We start from the raw sequence: 21,202 nt of genomic DNA on the forward strand, positions 1-21,202 counted from the left end.
TAGCTAAGCCTGGTTCAATCACTCCACACACTAAGTTCGAATCAGAAGTCTACGTACTGTCTAAAGATGAAGGTGGTCGTCACACTCCATTCTTCAAAGGCTACCGTCCACAGTTCTACTTCCGTACAACTGACGTAACTGGTAACATCGAGCTACCAGAAGGCGTAGAAATGGTAATGCCAGGCGACAACATCAAGATGACTGTTGAGCTGATCGCACCAATCGCGATGGACGAAGGTCTACGTTTCGCGATCCGTGAAGGCGGCCGTACAGTAGGTGCTGGTGTTGTTGCGAAAATCTTTGAATAAGATTTGACGAAACACTGGTAAAAAGGGCATCATTTGATGCCCTTTTTATGCGCTGAATGAAGTGTTTGCTGGTTTCTTATTCATGCAAATGCGCAGTCAGGATTTTATTAGGTTGAGAGTTTGCACTCGACTGATAAAAAGAGCACATCACGGGGTTTCCCTTGGTGTTATGGATTTGCCCTGCAACAGCGGGGTTGTTGTCGTCTATATTAAGACTTAGACAGGTTGGTTTTATGAAAGCAAATAATGCTGAAACTCCTGATAGCTCGAACGCAGCAGACACATTTAAGTGGATCGTCGCTTTTGTTCTGCTAGCTGCCGCTGTTGTGGGAAACGCGCTTTTGGGTGGAAGTGGTCCACAGTCAAGCTTTACTGTGTATGAACTGCATGTGGTTGCGCGAGCAGCCGGCGCGGTAGTTTTGGTTGTTGCAGCACTGGGTGTGCTGGCGACGACCGTGAAAGGTAAAGCTGCGATCGCATTCGCTCGCGATGCACGTATGGAAGTTCGTAAAGTGGTTTGGCCGACTCGTCAGGAAACCATGCAAACAACTTTTATCGTTTTAGCTGTAAGTATTGTAATGGCTCTGGTGCTATGGGGCATTGACGGCATTATGGTCCGTCTGGTTGCCTTTGCGACTGGGGTATAGAGGGTTTTAATTCATGAGTGAAGCTCCAAAAAAACGCTGGTATGTGGTTCAGGCCTTCTCTGGTTTTGAAGGTCGAGTAGCACAGTCTCTGCGCGAGCATATCAAAATGCACGGCATGGAAGAGCTGTTTGGTGAAGTTCTGGTTCCTACTGAAGAAGTAGTAGAAATGCGTTCAGGCCAACGCCGTAAGAGTGAGCGTAAGTTCTTCCCTGGCTACGTTCTGGTTCAGATGATCATGAACGATGAATCATGGCACTTAGTACGCAGCGTGCCGCGTGTCATGGGCTTCATTGGTGGTACCTCTGACCGTCCGGCTCCGATCACAGACAAAGAAGCCGATGCGATTCTGAATCGTCTGGAGAAAGCCAGCGAAGCACCACGTCCTAAGACTATGTTTGAAGCCGGTGAAGTGGTTCGCGTTAACGAAGGTCCGTTTGCTGACTTTAACGGTACGGTTGAAGAAGTGGATTATGAGAAGAGCCGCCTGAAAGTGTCTGTGTCGATCTTTGGTCGTGCAACACCGGTTGAGCTCGAATTTGGTCAAGTCGAAAAACTTGATTAAAAAAACACCTTTTTAAGGCTTGTTTAAGGCGCGAAATATGACTATAATTTCGCGCCTTTTTGCTTCTATTGAAGCGAAAAGTTTTGTACATCAACGGGGAGCTGATCAGTCGATTAGCGTTTGAACCCAAGAATTAGGTATTATCATGGCTAAGAAAGTTGAAGCTTATATCAAGCTGCAAGTTGCTGCTGGTATGGCAAACCCAAGTCCACCAGTTGGTCCTGCACTAGGTCAGCACGGTGTTAACATCATGGAATTCTGTAAAGCGTTCAACGCAAAAACAGAATCTCTGGAGAAAGGCCTGCCTACTCCTGTTGTTATCACTGTTTACAACGACCGTTCTTTCACGTTCATCACTAAGACTCCACCTGCGGCTGTTCTGCTGAAGAAAGCGGCTGGCGTTAAGTCTGGTTCAGGTCGTCCAAACACTGAAAAAGTGGGTACTGTAACTGACGCTCAAATCCAGGAAATCGCAGAAACTAAAGCTGCAGACATGACTGGTGCTGACATCGAAGCGATGAAGCGTTCTATCGCGGGTACTGCTCGTTCAATGGGCCTAGTGGTAGAGGGTTAATATCATGGCAAAACTAACTAAGCGCATGCGCGTAATCCGCGAAAAAGTTGACGTAACTAAAGAATACGAAATCAACGAAGCTGTTGCTCTTCTGAAAGAACTGGCAACTGCTAAATTCGTAGAGTCTGTTGACGTTGCTGTTAACCTAGGTATCGACGCTCGTAAATCTGACCAAAACGTTCGCGGTGCAACTGTACTGCCACACGGTACTGGTCGTGATATCCGCGTTGCTGTATTCACTCAAGGTGCTAACGCTGAAGCTGCGAAAGAAGCTGGTGCGGACCTAGTGGGTATGGAAGACCTGGCCGAGCAAGTTAAGAAAGGCGAAATGAACTTCGACGTTGTTGTTGCTTCTCCAGATGCAATGCGCGTTGTAGGTCAACTAGGTACTATCCTGGGTCCTCGTGGTCTGATGCCAAACCCGAAAGTTGGTACTGTAACGCCTAACGTTGCTGAAGCGGTTAAGAACGCGAAAGCAGGTCAGGTTCGTTACCGTAACGACAAGAACGGTATCGTTCACACGACCATTGGTAAAGTTTCTTTCGAAGCTGACCAATTGAAAGAGAACCTGGAAGCACTTCTAGTGGCTCTTAAGAAAGCTAAGCCTTCTTCAGCGAAAGGTACTTTCCTGAAGAAAGTCAGCATCTCTACCACTATGGGTGCAGGTGTTGCAGTGGAACAGGGTAGCCTGAACACTCAAGCTTAAATGATTTGATTAGGCGTGAAATTGATGTATAATTTTGCGCCTAATTATTGTGGTTGGGGCTGAATTTTGGTTCTTTGAACTGTCTTTGGTTCGAAATGAATTAAGACTCAGTCTCCGTCCAAGACCGTAGGCGTTTGAATTTTTTCAGACTTAATTGTCCTACGTAGATGGTGCCCAAACCCGACAGAAAGCTCTATGTAAATAGTTACCTTTCTTCTGGGAATGCACCTAATTAACTCTCACTGTTGTGATAATAGTGAGTGGTGTAATAACAACCAGGAGTAAATCCAAGATGGCTTTAAACCTTCAAGACAAAAAAGCAATTGTTGCTGAAGTCAACGAAGCAGCCAGTGGTGCACTTTCTGCAGTTGTAGCTGATTCTCGTGGCGTTGAAGTTGGTGCAATGACCGCTCTACGTAAACAAGCTCGCGAAGCGGGTGTTTACATGCGTGTTGTTCGTAACACTCTTGCACGCCGTGCTGTTCAGGGTACTGACTACGAGTGTCTGACTGACACTTTCACTGGTCCTACTCTGATTGCATTCTCAAATGAGCACCCAGGTGCTGCAGCGCGTCTTTTCAAAGATTTCGCTAAAGAGAATGCTGAGTTCGAGATCAAAGCTGCTGCATTTGAAGGCGCAGTTACTGATGCTGAAATTCTAGCGACACTACCAACTTACGACGAAGCGATTGCACGCCTGATGATGTGCATGAAAGAAGCTTCTGCTGGCAAGCTGGCACGTACTATCGCTGCTATCCGCGATCAAAAAGAAGAAGCTGCGGCGTAAGCCTTGCTTTTTACTGGTTGCTTAATAAACTTATTGTTGACTTAAAAGAGAATTGTTATGTCTATTACTAACGAGCAAATCCTAGACGCAATTGCAGAAATGTCTGTAATGCAAGTTGTTGAACTGATCGAAGCTATGGAAGAGAAATTCGGTGTTACTGCTGCTGCTGCTGTTGTAGCTGGTGGCGCTGCTGGCGGCGAAGCTGCTGCTGAGCAAACTGAATTCGACGTAATCCTAGAATCTGCTGGCGGTAACAAAGTTGCTGTAATCAAAGCAGTTCGTGGCGCAACTGGTCTAGGCCTGAAAGAAGCTAAAGCTCTAGTAGACGGCGCTCCAGCACCTCTGAAAGAAGGCGTTGAGAAAGACGAAGCTGAAGCTCTGAAAGCTCAGCTAGAAGAAGCTGGTGCAACTGTTGTTGTTAAGTAATTATTACTTAGCTTCTTAGCCGTATGGCTAATGGCTGGTGGTTTTTTAACCACCGGCCTTTTTGCGCTGTAGGGCATAGGTGAATTTTCCCGCTGTTTAAGCACCTATCTCCGAGCAAAAAACATTTCATGCTCTCTTAATGGAATGTCACTACAGTTTAAACAGTTGTTTAGTCACTGTCTCATTATTAGTGGAGACAGTTTGGGTCACTTATCAGCGAGCTGAGGAACCCCATGGTTTACTCTTATACCGAGAAAAAGCGCATCCGTAAGGACTTTGGTACTCGTCCACAAGTGTTGGACATTCCATACCTGCTATCGATCCAGCTCGATTCGTTCGAGAAGTTCATCGAACAGGATCCTGAAGGGCAATACGGTCTTGAGGCTGCTTTCCGTTCTGTATTCCCGATTCAGAGCTACAACGGCAATTCCGAGCTGCAATACGTTAGCTACCGTCTTGGTGAGCCAGTTTTTGACGTTAAAGAATGTCAAATCCGCGGCGTAACATACTCAAAGCCACTGCGCGTGAAACTGCGCCTGGTGATCTTTGATAAAGACGCGCCAGCAGGTACTGTAAAAGACATTAAAGAACAAGAAGTCTACATGGGTGAAATTCCACTCATGACTGAGAATGGTACCTTCGTAATCAATGGTACCGAGAGGGTTATCGTATCCCAGCTGCACAGAAGCCCAGGTGTGTTCTTCGACAGCGATAAGGGTAAGACCCACTCATCAGGTAAAGTTCTTTATAACGCACGTATTATTCCTTACCGCGGTTCATGGCTCGACTTTGAGTTTGACCCTAAGGACAACCTGTACGTACGTATCGACCGTCGTCGTAAACTGCCTGCTTCTATCATTCTTCGCGCACTAGGCAAGACGTCAGAAGAGATCCTGGATATCTTCTTCGAGAAGATCAATTTTGAAGTGAAAGATGAAACGCTTCACATGGAATTGGTCCCTGAGCGTCTGCGTGGTGAAACCGCAACCTTCGACATCGAAGCGAATGGTACTGTTTACGTAGAAAAAGGTCGTCGTGTAACGGCTCGTCATATCCGCCAACTAGAAAAAGATGGCGTTGATCACATCGAAGTACCGGTTGAGTACATCGTAGGTAAAGTTGCATCGAAAGATTACATCAACGAAGCAACTGGCGAGATCATCGTTGCAGCGAACCAAGAGATCTCTCTTGAAGCGCTGGCGAACCTGTCTCAGGCTGGTCACAAGAAACTGGAAGTTCTGTTTACGAACGACCTGGATCACGGCCCATTCATGTCAGAAACCCTGCGTATCGACAACACGGTTGATCGTATTTCTGCACTGGTAGAAATCTACCGCATGATGCGCCCTGGTGAGCCGCCAACGAAAGAAGCAGCAGAAGCCCTGTTTGAAAGCCTGTTCTTCTCTGAAGAGCGTTACGATCTGTCGACTGTTGGCCGTATGAAGTTCAACAGCTCAATCGGTCGTGAAGACGCGCAAGAGCAAGGCACACTTGACGAAACTGACATCGTTGAAGTGATGAAGAAGCTGATCGCGATCCGTAACGGTATCGGTGAGGTCGACGATATCGACCACCTGGGTAACCGTCGTATCCGTAGCGTTGGCGAAATGGCTGAGAACCAATTCCGTGTTGGTCTGGTACGTGTAGAACGTGCTGTGAAAGAACGCCTAAGCCTTGGTGATCTTGATGCCATCATGCCTCAAGATCTCATCAACGCGAAGCCTATCTCTGCTGCGGTTAAAGAATTCTTCGGCTCTTCTCAGCTGTCTCAGTTTATGGACCAGAACAACCCGTTGTCGGAAGTGACGCACAAACGTCGTATTTCTGCCTTGGGTCCTGGCGGTCTGACTCGTGAACGTGCGGGCTTCGAAGTTCGAGACGTCCACGTAACTCACTATGGTCGCCTGTGTCCTATCGAAACACCTGAAGGTCCGAACATCGGTCTGATCAACTCGCTGTCAGCGTTTGCTCGTTGTAACGAGTACGGTTTCCTGGAAACGCCTTACCGTCGTGTTGTTGATGGTGTGGTGACGGATGACGTGGATTACCTGTCTGCGATTCAGGAAGGTCAATACGTTATCGCTCAGGCGAACACGGTACTGACTGAAGAAGGTACGTTTGCCGAAGAACTGATCACTGCTCGTCAGAAAGGTGAATCTGGTCTGCACCCACGCGAACACGTTGACTATATGGACGTTGCGACCAACCAGGTTGTATCGATCGCGGCCTCGTTGATTCCATTCCTGGAACACGATGATGCGAACCGTGCCTTGATGGGCGCGAACATGCAACGTCAGGCGGTCCCAACACTGCGCGCAGACAAGCCGCTGGTCGGTACCGGTATCGAACGTAACATCGCGGTCGACTCCGGTGTAACTGCTGTGGCAAAACGTGGCGGTATTATTCAGTCAGTTGACGCTTCTCGCATCGTTGTGAAAGTGAATGATGAAGAACTGGTTCCGGGTGAAGCAGGCATCGACATCTACAACCTGACCAAGTACACCCGTTCAAACCAGAACACCTGTATCAACCAGCGTCCATGTGTGATGCCGGGTGAACCAGTACAGCGCGGTGACGTGCTGGCAGACGGTCCGTCGACTGACCTGGGTGAACTGGCTCTGGGTCAGAACATGCGCATCGCGTTCATGCCTTGGAACGGTTACAACTTCGAGGACTCGATCCTGGTTTCTGAGCGTGTTGTTCAGGAAGACCGTTTCACCACGATCCACATTCAAGAGCTGTCTTGTGTGGCGCGTGACACCAAGCTGGGTGCAGAAGAAATCACGGCTGATATTCCAAACGTAGGTGAGTCTGCTCTGTCTAAACTGGACGAGTCAGGCATCGTTTACATTGGTGCAGAAGTGAAAGGTGGCGACATTCTGGTCGGTAAAGTAACGCCGAAAGGTGAAACTCAGCTGACGCCAGAAGAGAAACTGCTGCGTGCAATCTTCGGTGAAAAAGCGTCTGACGTGAAAGACACTTCACTGCGTGTACCAAACTCAGTATCTGGTACCATCATCGACGTTCAAGTCTTTACCCGTGATGGTGTAGAGAAAGACAAGCGTGCGCTTGAAATTGAACAGATGCAGCTGAAAGAAGCGAAGAAAGACCTGACAGAAGAATTCCAGATCCTGGAAGGCGGTCTTCTGAACCGTGTGAAAGCGGTCCTGATCGAAGGCGGTCACGCTGAAGCGAAACTGGACTCAGTCGATCGTAAGAAGTGGCTGGAAATGACGCTGGAAGACGACGCACTGCAAACTCAGCTGGAACAGCTGGCTGAGCAGTACGACGAGCTGAAAGCGGAATTCGATAAGAAGTTCGAAACCAAGCGCCGTAAGATCACTCAAGGTGATGACCTGGCTCCTGGCGTACTGAAGATCGTGAAAGTTTACCTGGCAGTGAAACGTCGCATTCAGCCTGGTGATAAGATGGCGGGTCGTCACGGTAACAAGGGTGTAATCTCGAAGATCAACCCTGTTGAAGACATGCCTTACGATGAGAAAGGCCAACCGGTCGACATCGTGCTTAACCCACTGGGTGTACCTTCGCGTATGAACATCGGTCAGATCCTGGAAGTTCACTTAGGTCTGGCAGCGAAAGGTATCGGTGACAAGATCAACCAGATGGTGAAACAGCAACAAGAGCTGGCGAAATTCCGTGAGTTCCTGCAAGAGGTTTACTCTCTGGGTGACACTCGTCAGCGTGTTGACGTTGCATCACTGACCGATCAGGAAGTACTGACTCTGGTTGAAAACCTGCGTGGTGGTCTACCAGTTGCAACGCCAGTCTTTGACGGTGCAACCGAGCCAGAAATTAAGAGCCTGCTGAAACTGGCCGATCTGCCAGAATCAGGTCAGCTGACTCTGTTTGATGGTCGTACTGGTGACGCATTCGAGCGTCCGGTAACCGTTGGTTACATGTACATGCTGAAACTGAACCACCTTGTTGATGACAAGATGCACGCACGTTCAACCGGCTCTTACAGCCTGGTAACGCAGCAGCCGCTTGGTGGTAAAGCTCAGTTCGGTGGTCAGCGTTTCGGTGAGATGGAAGTATGGGCACTGGAAGCATACGGTGCAGCTTACACCCTACAAGAAATGCTAACCGTTAAGTCGGATGACGTTAACGGACGTACCAAGATGTACAAAAACATCGTGGACGGTAACCACAGCATGGAACCTGGTATGCCAGAATCGTTCAACGTATTGTTGAAAGAGATTCGCTCGCTGGGTATCAACATCGAACTAGAAGACGAAGAGTAATCCACTGCCTTTCAATAGAAAGCGGATTATCTGGTAGAAAGCAGCCTGCGCTGGCAGGCTGTTTTTAACTCCTTACAGGAGCTGATTGTGAAAGACTTATTAAACTTTCTAAAAGCACAGCATAAGACTGAAGAATTTGATGCAATCAAAATCGGTCTGTCTTCACCGGACATGATTCGTTCATGGTCTTTCGGTGAAGTTAAAAAACCTGAAACGATCAATTATCGTACGTTCAAGCCTGAGCGCGATGGTCTGTTCTGTGCGCGTATCTTTGGCCCGGTAAAAGACTACGAATGTCTTTGTGGTAAATATAAGCGCCTGAAACACCGTGGTGTTATCTGTGAGAAGTGTGGCGTAGAAGTGACCCAAACTAAAGTTCGTCGTGACCGTATGGGCCACATCGAACTGGCGTCACCAGTTGCTCACATCTGGTTCCTAAAATCACTGCCATCTCGTATCGGTCTGCTGATGGATATCCCTCTGCGTGATATCGAACGTGTTCTGTACTTCGAAATGTACGTAGTTACTGAACCGGGCATGACCGATCTGGAAAAAGGTCAGATGCTGACAGAAGAAGAGTATCTGGACCGTCTGGAAGAGTGGGGTGATGAATTCACCGCTAAGATGGGTGCGGAAGCCATTAAGGACCTGTTGGGTTCAATGGATATGCATGCAGAAGCGGAACAAATGCGCGAAGAGCTGGAATCGACCAACTCTGAAACTAAGCGTAAGAAAATCACTAAGCGTCTGAAGCTGGTTGAAGCGTTCATCGCATCAGGGAACAACCCTGAATGGATGATCCTGACTGTACTGCCAGTTCTGCCGCCGGATCTGCGTCCTCTGGTACCTCTAGATGGTGGCCGTTTTGCGACGTCTGATCTGAACGATCTATACCGTCGTGTGATCAACCGTAACAACCGTTTGAAGCGTCTGCTAGAGCTGGCTGCTCCGGACATCATCGTACGTAACGAAAAACGTATGCTGCAAGAGTCTGTTGATGCGCTGCTGGATAACGGTCGTCGTGGTCGTGCGATCACAGGTTCAAACAAGCGTCCTCTGAAATCTCTTGCTGATATGATCAAGGGTAAACAAGGTCGTTTCCGTCAGAACCTGCTAGGTAAACGTGTAGACTACTCAGGCCGTTCTGTAATCACAGTTGGTCCTTACCTGCGTCTGCACCAGTGTGGTCTTCCGAAGAAGATGGCACTAGAGCTGTTCAAACCATTCATCTACAGCAAGCTGGAAACACGTGGCCTGGCTACAACGATCAAAGCTGCGAAGAAAATGGTAGAGCGCGAAGAAGCAGTGGTATGGGATATTCTTGATGAAGTTATCCGTGAACACCCAGTGCTGCTGAACCGTGCACCAACTCTGCACCGTCTGGGTATTCAGGCATTTGAACCGGTTCTGATCGAAGGTAAAGCGATTCAGCTTCACCCACTGGTTTGTGCGGCGTACAACGCGGACTTCGATGGTGACCAGATGGCGGTACACGTGCCTCTAACGCTAGAAGCACAGCTAGAAGCTCGTACACTGATGATGTCGACAAATAACATTCTGTCGCCAGCGTCAGGTGATCCGATCATCGTTCCTTCTCAGGACGTGGTATTGGGTCTGTACTACATGACCCGTGAAAAGATCAACGTGAAAGGCGAAGGTATGTACCTGGCCAGTTCTGCAGAAGCAGAGAAGGCGTACCGTACCAAGTCAGCAGAACTGCATGCTCGCGTTAAAGTACGTATCACTGAAACTGTGGTTGATGAAGACGGTCACAGCACGACAGAAACCAAGATGGTGGACACCACTATCGGTCGTGCAATGCTATGGCAAATCGTACCGAAAGGTCTGCCTTACAGCATCGTGAACCAGAAGCTGGGTAAGAAGCAAATCTCGAACCTGCTGAACGAGGCTTACCGTAAGCTGGGTCTGAAAGACACCGTTATCTTCGCTGACCAAATCATGTACACCGGTTTTGCGTACGCAGCACTGTCAGGTGTGTCGGTTGGTATCGACGATATGGTTGTACCACCAGCGAAATACACTGAAATCACTGAAGCTGAAGAAGAAGTTCGCGAAATCCAGGAACAGTACCAGTCTGGTCTGGTTACTGCAGGTGAGCGCTACAACAAAGTGATCGATATCTGGGCTTCGACCAATGACCGCGTTGCGAAAGCAATGATGGAAAACCTGTCGTCTGAAACCGTACTGAACCGTGACGGTGAAGAAGAGCAACAAGAGTCGTTCAACAGCATCTACATGATGGCCGACTCGGGCGCTCGTGGTTCTGCCGCGCAGATTCGTCAGCTTGCTGGTATGCGTGGTCTGATGGCACGTCCGGATGGTTCAATCATCGAAACACCGATCACCGCGAACTTTAAAGAAGGTCTGAACGTACTTCAGTACTTTATCTCAACCCACGGTGCTCGTAAGGGTCTGGCGGATACCGCACTGAAGACAGCGAACTCGGGTTACCTGACTCGTCGTCTGGTTGACGTAGCACAAGACGTCGTGGTTACTGAACACGACTGTGGCACGGTTGAAGGTGTCGACATGATGCCTCACATCGAAGGTGGTGACGTTAAAGTTGCTCTGACTGAGCTGGCGCTGGGTCGTGTCGTTGCAGAAGACGTGCTGAAGCCGGGTACCGAAGAAGTTCTTATCCCGCGTAACACCCTGATCGATGAGAAGTGGTGTCAGATCATGGACGAAAACTCGGTTGATAGCATGAAAGTGCGTTCAGTCGTAACGTGTGATTCTGACTTCGGTTGTTGTGCTCAGTGTTACGGTCGTGACCTGGCTCGCGGTCACTTGGTTAACCAAGGTGAAGCCGTGGGTGTTATCGCCGCTCAGTCTATCGGTGAACCGGGTACACAGCTGACGATGCGTACGTTCCACATCGGTGGTGCAGCATCAACAGCGGCAGCGGAAAACAGCATCCAAGCGAAGAACAATGGTTCTGTGAAACTGAACAACGCGAAATTTGTTATCAACAAAGATGGCAAACTGGTGATCACGTCTCGTGCTTCTGAGATGACCATCATCGATGAGTTCGGTCGTACCAAAGAGAAACACAAACTGCCATACGGCTCGCTGTTGAGCAAAGGTGACAACGACGCAGTTGAAGCTGGTGAAACAGTGGCTAACTGGGAAGCGCACACCATGCCAATCATCACTGAAGTGGCGGGTCGTGTTCAGTTCGTGGACATGATCGATGGCGTGACGGTTTCTCGTCAGACGGATGACCTGACTGGTCTGTCATCAAGCGAAGTGACGGAGCCGGCTGCTCGTCCTGCAGCAGGTAAAGACATGCGTCCAGCGGTCAAACTTGTGGATGAGAATGGCAACGACGTAATGATCGCGGGCACTGATATGCCAGCGCATTACTTCCTGCCAGGTAAAGCGATCGTCAACATCGAAGATGGCGCGGAAGTTGGTGTGGGTGATACCCTAGCCCGTATTCCTCAGAAGTCTGGTGGTAACAAAGACATCACCGGTGGTCTACCACGCGTTGCTGACCTGTTCGAAGCCCGTAAGCCGAAAGAGCCTGCGATTCTGGCGGAACACACAGGTACAGTCAGCTTCGGTAAAGAGACTAAAGGTAAACGTCGTCTGGTGATCACTCGCGATAGCGGTGAGGCTTACGAAGAGATGATTCCTAAGCATCGTCAGCTGAACGTGTTCGAAGGCGAACGGGTTGAGCGTGGTGACGTGATCGCTGATGGTCCAGAGACACCGCATGACATCCTGCGTCTGCGTGGTATCCATGCTGTGACTCAGTACATCGCCAACGAAGTTCAGGAAGTTTACCGTCTGCAAGGCGTTAAGATTAACGATAAGCACATCGAAACGATCGTTCGTCAGATGCTGCGTAAGTGTACTATCACGCATGCGGGTGACTCTGAGTTCTTGCCGGGTGAACAGGTTGAATACTCACAAGTTAAGATTGCTAACCGTGATCTGGAAGCAGAAGGCAAAGAGCCTGCACGTTTCGAGCGTGAACTGCTGGGTATCACCAAAGCGTCGCTAGCGACTGAGTCATTCATCTCTGCGGCATCGTTCCAGGAAACGACTCGCGTACTGACAGAAGCTGCGGTATCGGGCAAGCGTGATGACCTGCGTGGTCTGAAAGAGAACGTTATCGTGGGACGTCTGATCCCTGCGGGTACCGGTTTTGCGTACCATCAGGATCGTCAGGCGAAGCGTGCGGAAGCTCAGGACGGTCCGTCTGCTGAACAAGCGACTGATAACCTGGCGGCGTTGCTAAACGCTGGCTTCTCAGCCGACGAGTAATCGCTCAGCGAGACAATGAAAAAAGGCACCTTAGGGTGCCTTTTTTGTGTCTGGAGTAAAGCGAAGACAGACAGCAGGTCTTGCCGGATAAGTGTATGCCCACCTAAGTTAAACGTTGATCGTGGACACGCCTAGGCGCCGGGTGGCACCGATAAGCTGTCGGCGATCAGTTGGATCAGCTGGTCTTCTACCTCAAAACGGTATTCCATGGTTTCCCCGACGTCGGATAAGGCATTGTCGAAGTTCTCCAGATCGTCTTTTTCATCCACTGCCGAATAGCGTTCGTAGAATTCAATCAGCGGCTCAGTGGTTAACACGATTTTGGCGTAGGTTTGGTTGATCTCGTCGGTGGCGGTAAAACCGGTCGATTGCCATTTATCCATCACCATGTCGTAGATTTGGTAGTGACCTTCGGAGATATAGTCAACCAGATGTTCGCAGAAGCTGTGAATTTCAGGGGGAGAAGGGAGTTCCAGTACGGCAGATTTGTTTGCGCAGGGTTGCAGAGAGGCCAGTTTACAGTATTCAACTATCAAACGTTGCCTGGTTTCCAGCCAGTGGTCGATGACATCACTGGAGCCACCCCATTGTTCCTGCGTGTGTTTGAATTTTTTTAGCATGACCATGCCCTCATGATCGAGTCACATTCCCGTGACTATTTAACTTCGCTCAGCAAAGTGTCCATTAGAGTGTTAAGCTCTTTTGCTCACAAGAGTTTTTGCCTGAATTGTCCAGGTTGATTAACTCTGGTATGAAATTAGATTGCCAGTAAAATGAACGAACTGCAAGTTGATAGGAGTGGCGACAGTGGAAAACAGTGAAGTCAACTATGGTGACCAAGCTTACTGGTGTGTTGTATCAGGAAGTGAGCTCTGGATGGCATCCGGTATGCTACCGAAAGGAAAAGCCAGTGATTTTGAACTGCCGGCTGAACAAGCGGTGTGTATCGGTGACTATCAGGGTACCGCTGTAATGTGGCTGGATGAACACCACGTCGATCGACCACTGGAGATGGTGTCACTGCGTGATTGCCTGCACTTACCTGAACCACTGTTTTTGCTTCTCAGCAAGGCGGTGCAATACGGTCACATGACTCAGTCGATGCGCTTTTGTCCGCAGTGCGGAGGACGCAATCATCTCAATCACAATCAATTGGCAATGCAATGCGGTGACTGCCGAACACTGCATTATCCGCGGATCTTCCCGTGTATTATTGTCGCTGTCCGTGATCAGCAGCGGATATTGCTGGCACAACATCCGCGCCATCGTAATGGCATGTATACGGTGATCGCCGGTTTCTTGGAAGTCGGGGAAACGCTGGAGCAGTGTGTGGCACGTGAAGTCCGTGAAGAGACCGGTATTGAAGTGCGTAACATCCGTTATTTTGGCAGCCAGCCGTGGGCATTTCCGTCGAGCATGATGATGGGGTTTGTGGCCGATTACCACAGCGGCGTGCTAAAACCGGACTACAGTGAACTGAGTGATGCGCGCTGGTTTGAGGTGGATGAGATGCCGCCCGTCGCCCCGCCAGGGACCATTGCAAGAGCGTTGATCGAGCACACGATAGAACGCATCAAATCTGGACATCATACTGAAAAATAGGCAAAAAAAACCCTCCGGGTAGGAGGGGGTAAGTAAGATGTCGTTATGAGATGCTGAGCCTCACGGACTCAGTGAGTAATTATTGTTTTCGCTAGCGAACAAATTTTTAACATTGAAGTCAGGTGGGTGCAAATTAAGCACTGATTTAAAAGTTAATAACTTGATCCAGATTGCAAAGCCGACTGATTTTGCGAGGCGAAGAGTGTTAGAATAGCGCCCACAAAAAAGCGCCTCAAATAAGTGGAATAACGGAATGACTGAATTAAAGAATGACCGCTACCTTCGTGCCTTGTTGAAACAACCTGTCGATTACACTCCGGTGTGGATGATGCGTCAGGCTGGCCGCTACCTGCCAGAGTACCGTGAAACCCGGGCGCAGGCCGGCGACTTTATGTCGCTGTGTCGCAACGCGGAGTTGGCATCAGAAGTGACTCTTCAGCCGTTGCGTCGTTTTCCACTTGATGCGGCGATTCTGTTTTCCGATATTCTGACCATCCCGGATGCCATGGGGTTGGGCCTGCGTTTCGCAGCCGGCGAAGGTCCGGTATTTGATAATCCCATCACCTGTAAGGCTGACGTGGATAAGATTGGTCTGCCTGATCCTGAGGGTGAACTGCAATACGTGATGAACGCGGTACGCCAGATCCGTAAAGATCTTAAAGGAGAAGTCCCTCTGATTGGTTTCTCCGGCAGTCCATGGACACTGGCGACTTACATGGTCGAAGGTGGCAGCTCGAAAGCCTTCACCAAGATCAAGAAGATGATGTACGCCGAGCCGCACACGCTGCACGCGTTGCTGGATAAACTGGCCGACAGCGTGATCGAATACCTCAATGCCCAAATCAAAGCCGGCGCTCAGTCTGTGATGGTGTTTGATACATGGGGTGGGGTGCTGACGCCGCGTGACTACAACCTGTTCTCATTGCAGTACATGCACAAGATCGTCGATGGCCTGATTCGTGAAAATGAAGGCCGCCGCGTGCCCGTCACATTGTTCACCAAAAATGGCGGTATGTGGCTGGAGCAGATTGCGGCCACGGGCTGTGATGCGGTTGGACTGGACTGGACGATCAATATTGCTGACGCCAAGGCGCGTGTGGGCGAGCAAGTGGCCCTGCAGGGCAACATGGATCCGTCAATGTTGTATGCCCAGCCGGAACGTATTCGTGAAGAAGTGGCATCGATTCTGGACGGATTTGGCCACGACGGGACCGGCCATGTCTTTAACCTCGGACACGGCATCCATCTGGATGTGCCGCCGGAAAACGCCGGTGTGTTTGTCGAGGCTGTCCACCAGTTGTCCCGGCCGTACCACAAATAATCACCTTCGCAAAAGCGCCTGATAAGACCAGGCGCTTTTTGCTTATAGCGTAAACTAGTCGCTATACTCAGATAAATACTCAGCGGGAATTGAATAAATCGATGAAAACACGCGATAAAATCGTTTATGCGGCACTGGAACTGTTTAATCAACAAGGTGAGCGTAATGTGACCACCAATCACATTGCGGCGCACATCGATATCAGTCCCGGCAATCTCTATTACCATTTTCGTAATAAGCAGGAGATTGTGCGGGAGATTTTCGCGTTGTACTCGGCTGAGCTGCTGGAGCGGTTCACGCCGATCCAGGGGCAGCAGGAGAGTCTGGTGTTGCTGAAACAATACCTGGACTCGATCTTCACCCTGATGTGGAAATACCGTTTTTTCTACGCCAATATGCCAGAAATTCTTCAGCGCGATCAGGTGTTGCAGGAAGAGTACATTCAGGTACAAGAGCGGCTTCAGTCTAACCTGGTTGATATCATGGGCGTGTTTGTTGAACTCGGCCTGCTTAAAGGCAGTGATGCGGACCTGAAAGCCTTGGTGACGACGCTCCACATGATTGCGTACAGCTGGTTGGGGTATCAGTCAGCGATGTCGAAAAACACCGACATCACCGAACGGGTGGTGCATCAGGGGATGTTGCAGATGATCGCGGTGGTGAAGCCAAGCGCCACTGCGCAGGGGCGGGAACAACTGCAATTGCTGGAAGATGGCGTCAAAGCCATGTATTCCTGAGTTGATCCTATCGTAACAGACTGACTTATAACCTTTTGCTCTTTGTTGCCCGGCCGTGAAACCGTTAGATTAATCTCTTTGAACGGACGTTACCGCGCGGGGTAATTGCATGCATTTTGATGTCTTCAACGGGGATGCCGACGGCATTCTCTCTCTGGTGCAACTTCGTCTGGCCGAGCCCAGGCCGGCGAGGTTGGTCACGGGCGTGAAGCGGGATATTCAGTTATTGGAGCCGCTGGACGCCGCTGATGGAGACACGCTGACGGTGTTGGACATTTCCATGGCGAAGAACCAGAGCGCGTTGCTGCGCTTGCTGAGCGCTGGCGCCAGCGTGTTTTACGCCGACCATCATCAACCGGGCGAGATTCCTACCCATCCGGCGCTGCAGGCGCACATCAACTTAGATCCGAACACTTGTACCGCTCTGATCATTGATGAGCTGTTGCAAGGGCGGTTTCACTTATGGGCGATCACCGCTGCGTACGGCGACAATCTGATCGCGCGTGCCGATGAACTAGCGACGGCGGCGGGCTTGTCTCGTGAGCAAAGGGACCAGTTGCGTGAACTAGGCACCCTGATCAATTACAACGGTTATGGGGCCGAAGTGGCGGATCTGCATGTTCATCCGGCCGAGCTGTTTCGCGCATTACTGGAGTACACTTCGCCGCTGGAGGCCATCAGCGATCCGGCGTCACCGTATCTGCGCCTAAAGCAAGCCTACGCGGCGGACATGCAACAAGTGCAGGCACTCGCAGCGGATTACGTCTCGGATAAACTGGCCGTTTATCATCTCGATGACAGTGCGGCATCGCGACGGATTAGTGGGGTGCTTGGCAATACGTTGGCCAATCAGACGCCATCCAGGGCGCATCTAGTGGTCACCCCCAATCGCCAGGGCTCGCTGACCGTGTCGCTGCGCGCACCGCTGGACAACAAGCAGGGCGCGGCGGCGATTTGTACTCAGTTTGCCACCGGAGGTGGCCGCGAGGCGGCGGCAGGCATTAATGCGTTGCCGCGCGAAGTGTTGCCGCGTTTAATTGCGGTAATTGAAGCTTACTACTGATTATTTCAGCCAGCTTGATGGGTTCTGGGTTTTGCTGTTGCGGCGGATTTCAAAATACAAGCCCGGCTGGCTCTGGCCACCGGTATCACCCGCGAGCGCAATGGTTTCACCGGCGGTGACTTTATCGCCTTCTTTTTTCAGTAGCGTTTGGTTAAAGCCGTAAAGGGTCATGTCGCCTTTGCCGTGATCGAGCAGCACCACCAGACCATAACCGCGCAGGTATTCGGCAAACACCACCGTGCCCGGATACACCGCTTTGACCGCCTGACCGTAACTGGCACCGATCACCATGCCTTTCCAGTTAATTTGTCCGGTTTGATGCGAGCCATAGCTGTGCAATACCCGGCCGTTGAGTGGCCAGGGCAGGCGACCTTTCTGACGGCCGAGGCCGTCCATTGGGACGGCGTTACGCTTGGCGGCTTTGGCGATTTCGGCCTTGAGCCGGGTTTCATTGCGTTGCAGCTCTGCCAAGTAGACTTTGTTGCTGGAGATGTTGCCTTTGATCTTGTTGACGGTCTGTTTGCGTTTGGACTGTGTCTGAGCCAGTTCGTCCCGTTTGTCGGTCTGCTCTTTGAGCAGCGAGGTGATCTGTTCTTTTTCCAGCTCTAGCTGACGTTCGCTGTCGTTCAACTCTTGTTGGGTGATCTCCAGTGCTTCGATGGTTTCCGCTCGTGCTTTAGCCAGGTGCTGGAAATATTGACTCATGCGATCTTCTTCCGGATCGCTGCGCAGCAGATTCGAACCGTTGCTTTTATTCATCATGTAATAGGTTTGCAACAGTTGCGCCAGCTTGTCGCTTTGGGCGGTTTTTTGTGCTTCGAGCTGAGTGATTTTCTCTTTGAGTTTGGCAATATTGGCGTTGGCCGTGACCAGTGAAGCTTTGGTTTGTTTGATCTGGGTTTCCAGTCTGCTGATCCCAAGCTCCTGTTGCTTGAGCGATTTTTGCAGCTTATCCAGTTCGTTTTGCTGTGAGCTGAGGGATTTTTGCTGACGGGTGATTTCGCTTTTTACGCCTTTGAGCTCGTTCGGTGATACGGCGTGTGCCGGTGTCAAAGCGGATGAGACCAACATGAGTGTCGCAATAGTCAGGCTACGACGAAAAAAAACGAGCGGCGACGAAAAGCAGAAGATCATGGTTTGTGTGGTTCCGTATCCCAGATTCAGGTAAGCCAGTATACCCAAAGACTTTTGTCAGAAGAAAGGACTATGTCAAAACTTCCTCTGTCGAACGCCGATGAAAAAACGCCCCGCTGGTGAGCAGGGCGTGGTATCGACATCGTGTACTTATTTGTACAGTACGTCACCGGACATTTCTGAAGGAATTTCCATGTCGGTCAGTGACAACATGGTTGGTGCCAGATCCGACAGTTTGCCGCCAGATTTGAATTCCAGATCTTTGCCGCCAACGTAGATCAGTGGCACCGGCAGGTTGGTGTGCGCCGTGTGCGTGCCACCAGTTTCCGGGTTCACCATCATTTCCGCGTTACCGTGGTCGGCGGTGATCAGCAGCTGACCGTCCACTTCTTTAATGGCTTCAACTACACGGCCAATGCATTCATCTACGGCTTCACAGGCCTGAACGGCGGCGTCGTATACGCCGGTGTGACCAACCATATCGCCATTCGGGTAGTTACAGATGATCGCGTCGTACTTGCCGGATTTGATCGCTGCAACCAGTTTGTCGGTCAATTCAGGTGCGCTCATTTCTGGCTGAAGGTCGTAAGTCGCTACTTTTGGTGACGCCACCAGTTGACGCTCTTCGCCGTCAAACTCAGTTTCCACGCCACCATTGAAGAAGAAGGTTACGTGTGCGTATTTCTCTGTTTCCGAGATGCGCAGCTGAGTTTTGCCGGCTTTCGCCAGCCATTCACCGTACGTATTGTCCAGCGATGCTGGTGGGAATGCGCACAGCAGTGGAATGTCAGCGGCGTACTGAGTCAGCATCACAAAGTCGACTTGTGGGAACGCTTTGCGCTCGAACCCTTCAAAACCCGATACAAAAGTGCGGGTAATTTGGCGGGCACGGTCTGCACGGTAGTTCATGAAGATCACGGCGTCGCCATCTTGCATCGCGGCAGACTCTTGGCCTTCTGCCCGGATTTCCGTGGCTTTGACAAACTCATCGTTTTCTTCACGGGCGTAAGCGGCTTCCAGACCCGCTACCGCGGAGTCATAAGTGAAGTCGCCTTGTGCCTGAGTCAGCAGGTCGTATGCTTTTTCAACGCGTTCCCAGTTGTTGTCGCGGTCCATGGCGTAGTAACGGCCAACCAGCGAGGCGATGCGGCCCTTGCCCAGTTCAGCAAACAGCGCGTCAAAGCGTTGCAGTGAGTTTTCTGCGCTGCGTGGCGGCGTATCACGGCCATCGAGGAAGCAGTGCAGGTAGATTTTCTCCGCGCCACGTTCTGCGGCCATTTTAACCGCTGCGTAGATGTGATCTTCGTGTGAGTGTACGCCACCCGGTGACATAAGACCCATCAGGTGCACCGCTTTGCCGGCAGCGACCGCCTTATCAATGGCGTTGACCAGAGTCGGGTTGTGTTGGAATTCACCGTCAGCAATCGCTTTGGTGATACGGGTCAGATCTTGGTAAACCACGCGGCCGGCACCGATATTGGTGTGGCCCACTTCTGAGTTACCCATCTGACCGTCTGGCAGGCCCACATCCATACCGGACGCTGAAATCAGCGTGTGTGGATTGTTTGCCATCAGGCTGTCCATGACCGGAGTGTTCGCGTTGTTGATTGCGTTGCTGTCGTTGTCTTCACGGTAACCCCAACCGTCAAGAATCACCAGTGCCATTGGCTTCTTAGCTGACATAGTTATGACCTCGTCAAATTCAAAGTAACTTTAGAAAGAAATTAGCGTAATTTTACTACACTTTGAAGTGATTGCAGTAGGTTAAGATCAATGATTCTCCCTATCAATGCAATCGGAGCGGTCGAAATGATCAGAAACCACCTCAAAATGAAAATTTATTAGCAACACCCTTTATCCGGGTATTGTGGTCACGAGACCAGTATTCCGGTCCCGCACACCGCAACGACGGCTCCCAGCCAAGCGTATCGGTTAGGGCGGCGCCGAGTGTAGATCCATAGTATAGGCAATAGCATGATGGGTGTGGTCGAAGAGAGCAGGGCCACCATGCCGACGTTGCCTTCGCGCAGTGCGTAGAGGATTAAGGTCATCCCAACCGCCATGGCCAAAAAGCCGTTGATGGCGGTGATCGCAAATATTCTGACGGTCATTCGTTGGGTTGCGCGGGCCAGGCGGGCTCCGCTCAGCAGCAGTAAGGAGTGCGCGATGAATGCGGTGATCATCCGGATCGCCGAGGCCGCAATGGGATCAATATCGGTTTGCATCACAGGTTTGGCGATGATACCACCGAGTGCCTGGCACAGTGCGGCGGTCAGCCCCAGTGTCACGCCGATCCAGACGTTGCCTTTGACGGCTTCAAGGTGATTACTGCTCTGGCCTCGGCGGCCAAAAAAGATTGCCGTCAGTACACCGGAAAACACTAGTGCAGCGCCGAACAGCTCATTGGTGGTCATGCTTTCGCTAAACAGAAAATAGCCGAGAATGGCTGAGAACACTGCGTGACAGGAGAATAGCAGCCCGGCCTGACGTGGCCCCATCCGGTTAAGGCAGGCGAACAGCGCGGTATCACCGATAAAGATCCCGATCAGACCGGACAGCATCATTGGGGTAATGGCGTTATCTGCGACGCTTGACCAGCCTCCGGACAGCCAGGCCATCAGCGACAGAATCAAGGCCGTGCAGCCCATACGCCAACGGCTGTAAGCAAACGTGCCGAGGTGTTGTGCGGGTGTCACAGACAACAAGCTGGCGACCGCCCATAAAAACGCGGCCGCCAACGCTAACCATTCGTAACCCATGAAAAAAGACGTCCTTGTACTGGG

The 21,202-nt window shown here is 50.7% G+C and carries 16 protein-coding genes and 1 pseudogene; 13 read left to right on the plus strand and 4 right to left on the minus strand.

Going from position 1 to position 21,202, the window contains the following annotated elements; translation table 11 throughout:
• The 9 genes and pseudogenes from tuf to rpoC form a co-directional block, all read left to right on the plus strand.
• Positions 1-308, plus strand: a pseudogene (gene tuf / locus CAG64_RS10045) (elongation factor Tu); the annotation flags it as partial.
• A gap of 233 nt (positions 309-541) precedes the next feature.
• Positions 542-955, plus strand: a complete 414-nt coding sequence (gene secE, locus CAG64_RS10050; protein ID WP_021707363.1) for a preprotein translocase subunit SecE — start codon at positions 542-544, stop codon at positions 953-955.
• A gap of 13 nt (positions 956-968) precedes the next feature.
• Positions 969-1,517, plus strand: a complete 549-nt coding sequence (gene nusG, locus CAG64_RS10055; protein ID WP_021707364.1) for a transcription termination/antitermination protein NusG — start codon at positions 969-971, stop codon at positions 1,515-1,517.
• 145 nt (positions 1,518-1,662) lie between these two features.
• The gene (rplK, locus tag CAG64_RS10060) at positions 1,663-2,091 is read left to right on the plus strand and encodes a 50S ribosomal protein L11 (RefSeq protein WP_004415883.1); all 429 of its coding nucleotides are present in this window, start codon (positions 1,663-1,665) and stop codon (positions 2,089-2,091) included.
• A gap of 4 nt (positions 2,092-2,095) precedes the next feature.
• Complete coding sequence (rplA, locus tag CAG64_RS10065) at positions 2,096-2,797, plus strand: 50S ribosomal protein L1 (RefSeq protein WP_021707365.1); 702 nt, start codon at positions 2,096-2,098, stop codon at positions 2,795-2,797.
• Between the two features lie 292 nt (positions 2,798-3,089).
• A complete protein-coding gene (gene rplJ / locus CAG64_RS10070) occupies positions 3,090-3,584 on the plus strand; it encodes a 50S ribosomal protein L10 (protein ID WP_021707366.1) in 495 nt (164 codons plus the stop codon).
• Positions 3,585-3,641: 57 nt separating this feature from the next.
• Positions 3,642-4,010 (plus strand): 50S ribosomal protein L7/L12, encoded by a 369-nt coding sequence (gene rplL / locus CAG64_RS10075; RefSeq protein WP_021707367.1) that lies wholly within the window; start codon positions 3,642-3,644, stop codon positions 4,008-4,010.
• Positions 4,011-4,243: 233 nt separating this feature from the next.
• Complete coding sequence (rpoB, locus tag CAG64_RS10080) at positions 4,244-8,272, plus strand: DNA-directed RNA polymerase subunit beta (RefSeq protein ID WP_021707368.1); 4,029 nt, start codon at positions 4,244-4,246, stop codon at positions 8,270-8,272.
• 87 nt (positions 8,273-8,359) lie between these two features.
• Positions 8,360-12,562, plus strand: a complete 4,203-nt coding sequence (gene rpoC / locus CAG64_RS10085) for a DNA-directed RNA polymerase subunit beta' (RefSeq protein ID WP_021707369.1) — start codon at positions 8,360-8,362, stop codon at positions 12,560-12,562.
• Between the two features lie 131 nt (positions 12,563-12,693).
• Here the strand turns inward: rpoC and CAG64_RS10090 are convergent, their stop codons facing one another.
• Positions 12,694-13,188, minus strand: a complete 495-nt coding sequence (locus tag CAG64_RS10090; protein ID WP_021707370.1) for an Rsd/AlgQ family anti-sigma factor — start codon at positions 13,186-13,188, stop codon at positions 12,694-12,696.
• Between the two features lie 181 nt (positions 13,189-13,369).
• On the opposite strand from CAG64_RS10090, the gene nudC reads away from it, so the two are divergent.
• From nudC to CAG64_RS10110, 4 genes are all read left to right on the plus strand, one after another.
• Entirely contained in the window at positions 13,370-14,164 is a 795-nt protein-coding gene (gene nudC, locus CAG64_RS10095; protein WP_161488292.1) for an NAD(+) diphosphatase, read from the plus strand.
• A gap of 253 nt (positions 14,165-14,417) precedes the next feature.
• Positions 14,418-15,485, plus strand: a complete 1,068-nt coding sequence (gene hemE / locus CAG64_RS10100) for a uroporphyrinogen decarboxylase (RefSeq protein ID WP_021707372.1) — start codon at positions 14,418-14,420, stop codon at positions 15,483-15,485.
• A 101-nt stretch (positions 15,486-15,586) separates the two neighbouring features.
• A complete protein-coding gene (locus CAG64_RS10105) occupies positions 15,587-16,222 on the plus strand; it encodes a TetR/AcrR family transcriptional regulator (RefSeq protein WP_021707373.1) in 636 nt (211 codons plus the stop codon).
• Between the two features lie 109 nt (positions 16,223-16,331).
• Positions 16,332-17,285 (plus strand): DHH family phosphoesterase, encoded by a 954-nt coding sequence (locus CAG64_RS10110; RefSeq protein WP_161488291.1) that lies wholly within the window; start codon positions 16,332-16,334, stop codon positions 17,283-17,285.
• On the opposite strand, the gene CAG64_RS10115 is transcribed toward CAG64_RS10110, so the two are convergent.
• The 3 genes from CAG64_RS10115 to CAG64_RS10125 all read right to left on the minus strand — a co-directional run bounded on the left by CAG64_RS10115 (position 17,286) and on the right by CAG64_RS10125 (position 21,178).
• Positions 17,286-18,356: a murein hydrolase activator EnvC family protein gene (locus tag CAG64_RS10115; RefSeq protein ID WP_237668204.1), complete on the minus strand. Its 1,071-nt coding sequence runs from the start codon at positions 18,354-18,356 to the stop codon at positions 17,286-17,288. It lies immediately after the preceding gene.
• Between the two features lie 213 nt (positions 18,357-18,569).
• Positions 18,570-20,102: a 2,3-bisphosphoglycerate-independent phosphoglycerate mutase gene (gene gpmM, locus CAG64_RS10120; protein WP_021707376.1), complete on the minus strand. Its 1,533-nt coding sequence runs from the start codon at positions 20,100-20,102 to the stop codon at positions 18,570-18,572.
• A gap of 188 nt (positions 20,103-20,290) precedes the next feature.
• On the minus strand, positions 20,291-21,178 hold the full coding sequence (locus CAG64_RS10125; protein WP_161488290.1) for a DMT family transporter: 888 nt from the start codon (positions 21,176-21,178) through the stop codon (positions 20,291-20,293).
• Positions 21,179-21,202 lie beyond the last annotated feature (24 nt).

It is taken from the genome of Vibrio sp. V38_P2S17PM301, assembly GCF_009904845.1.
Classification (GTDB): Bacteria; Pseudomonadota; Gammaproteobacteria; order Enterobacterales; family Vibrionaceae; genus Vibrio; species Vibrio proteolyticus.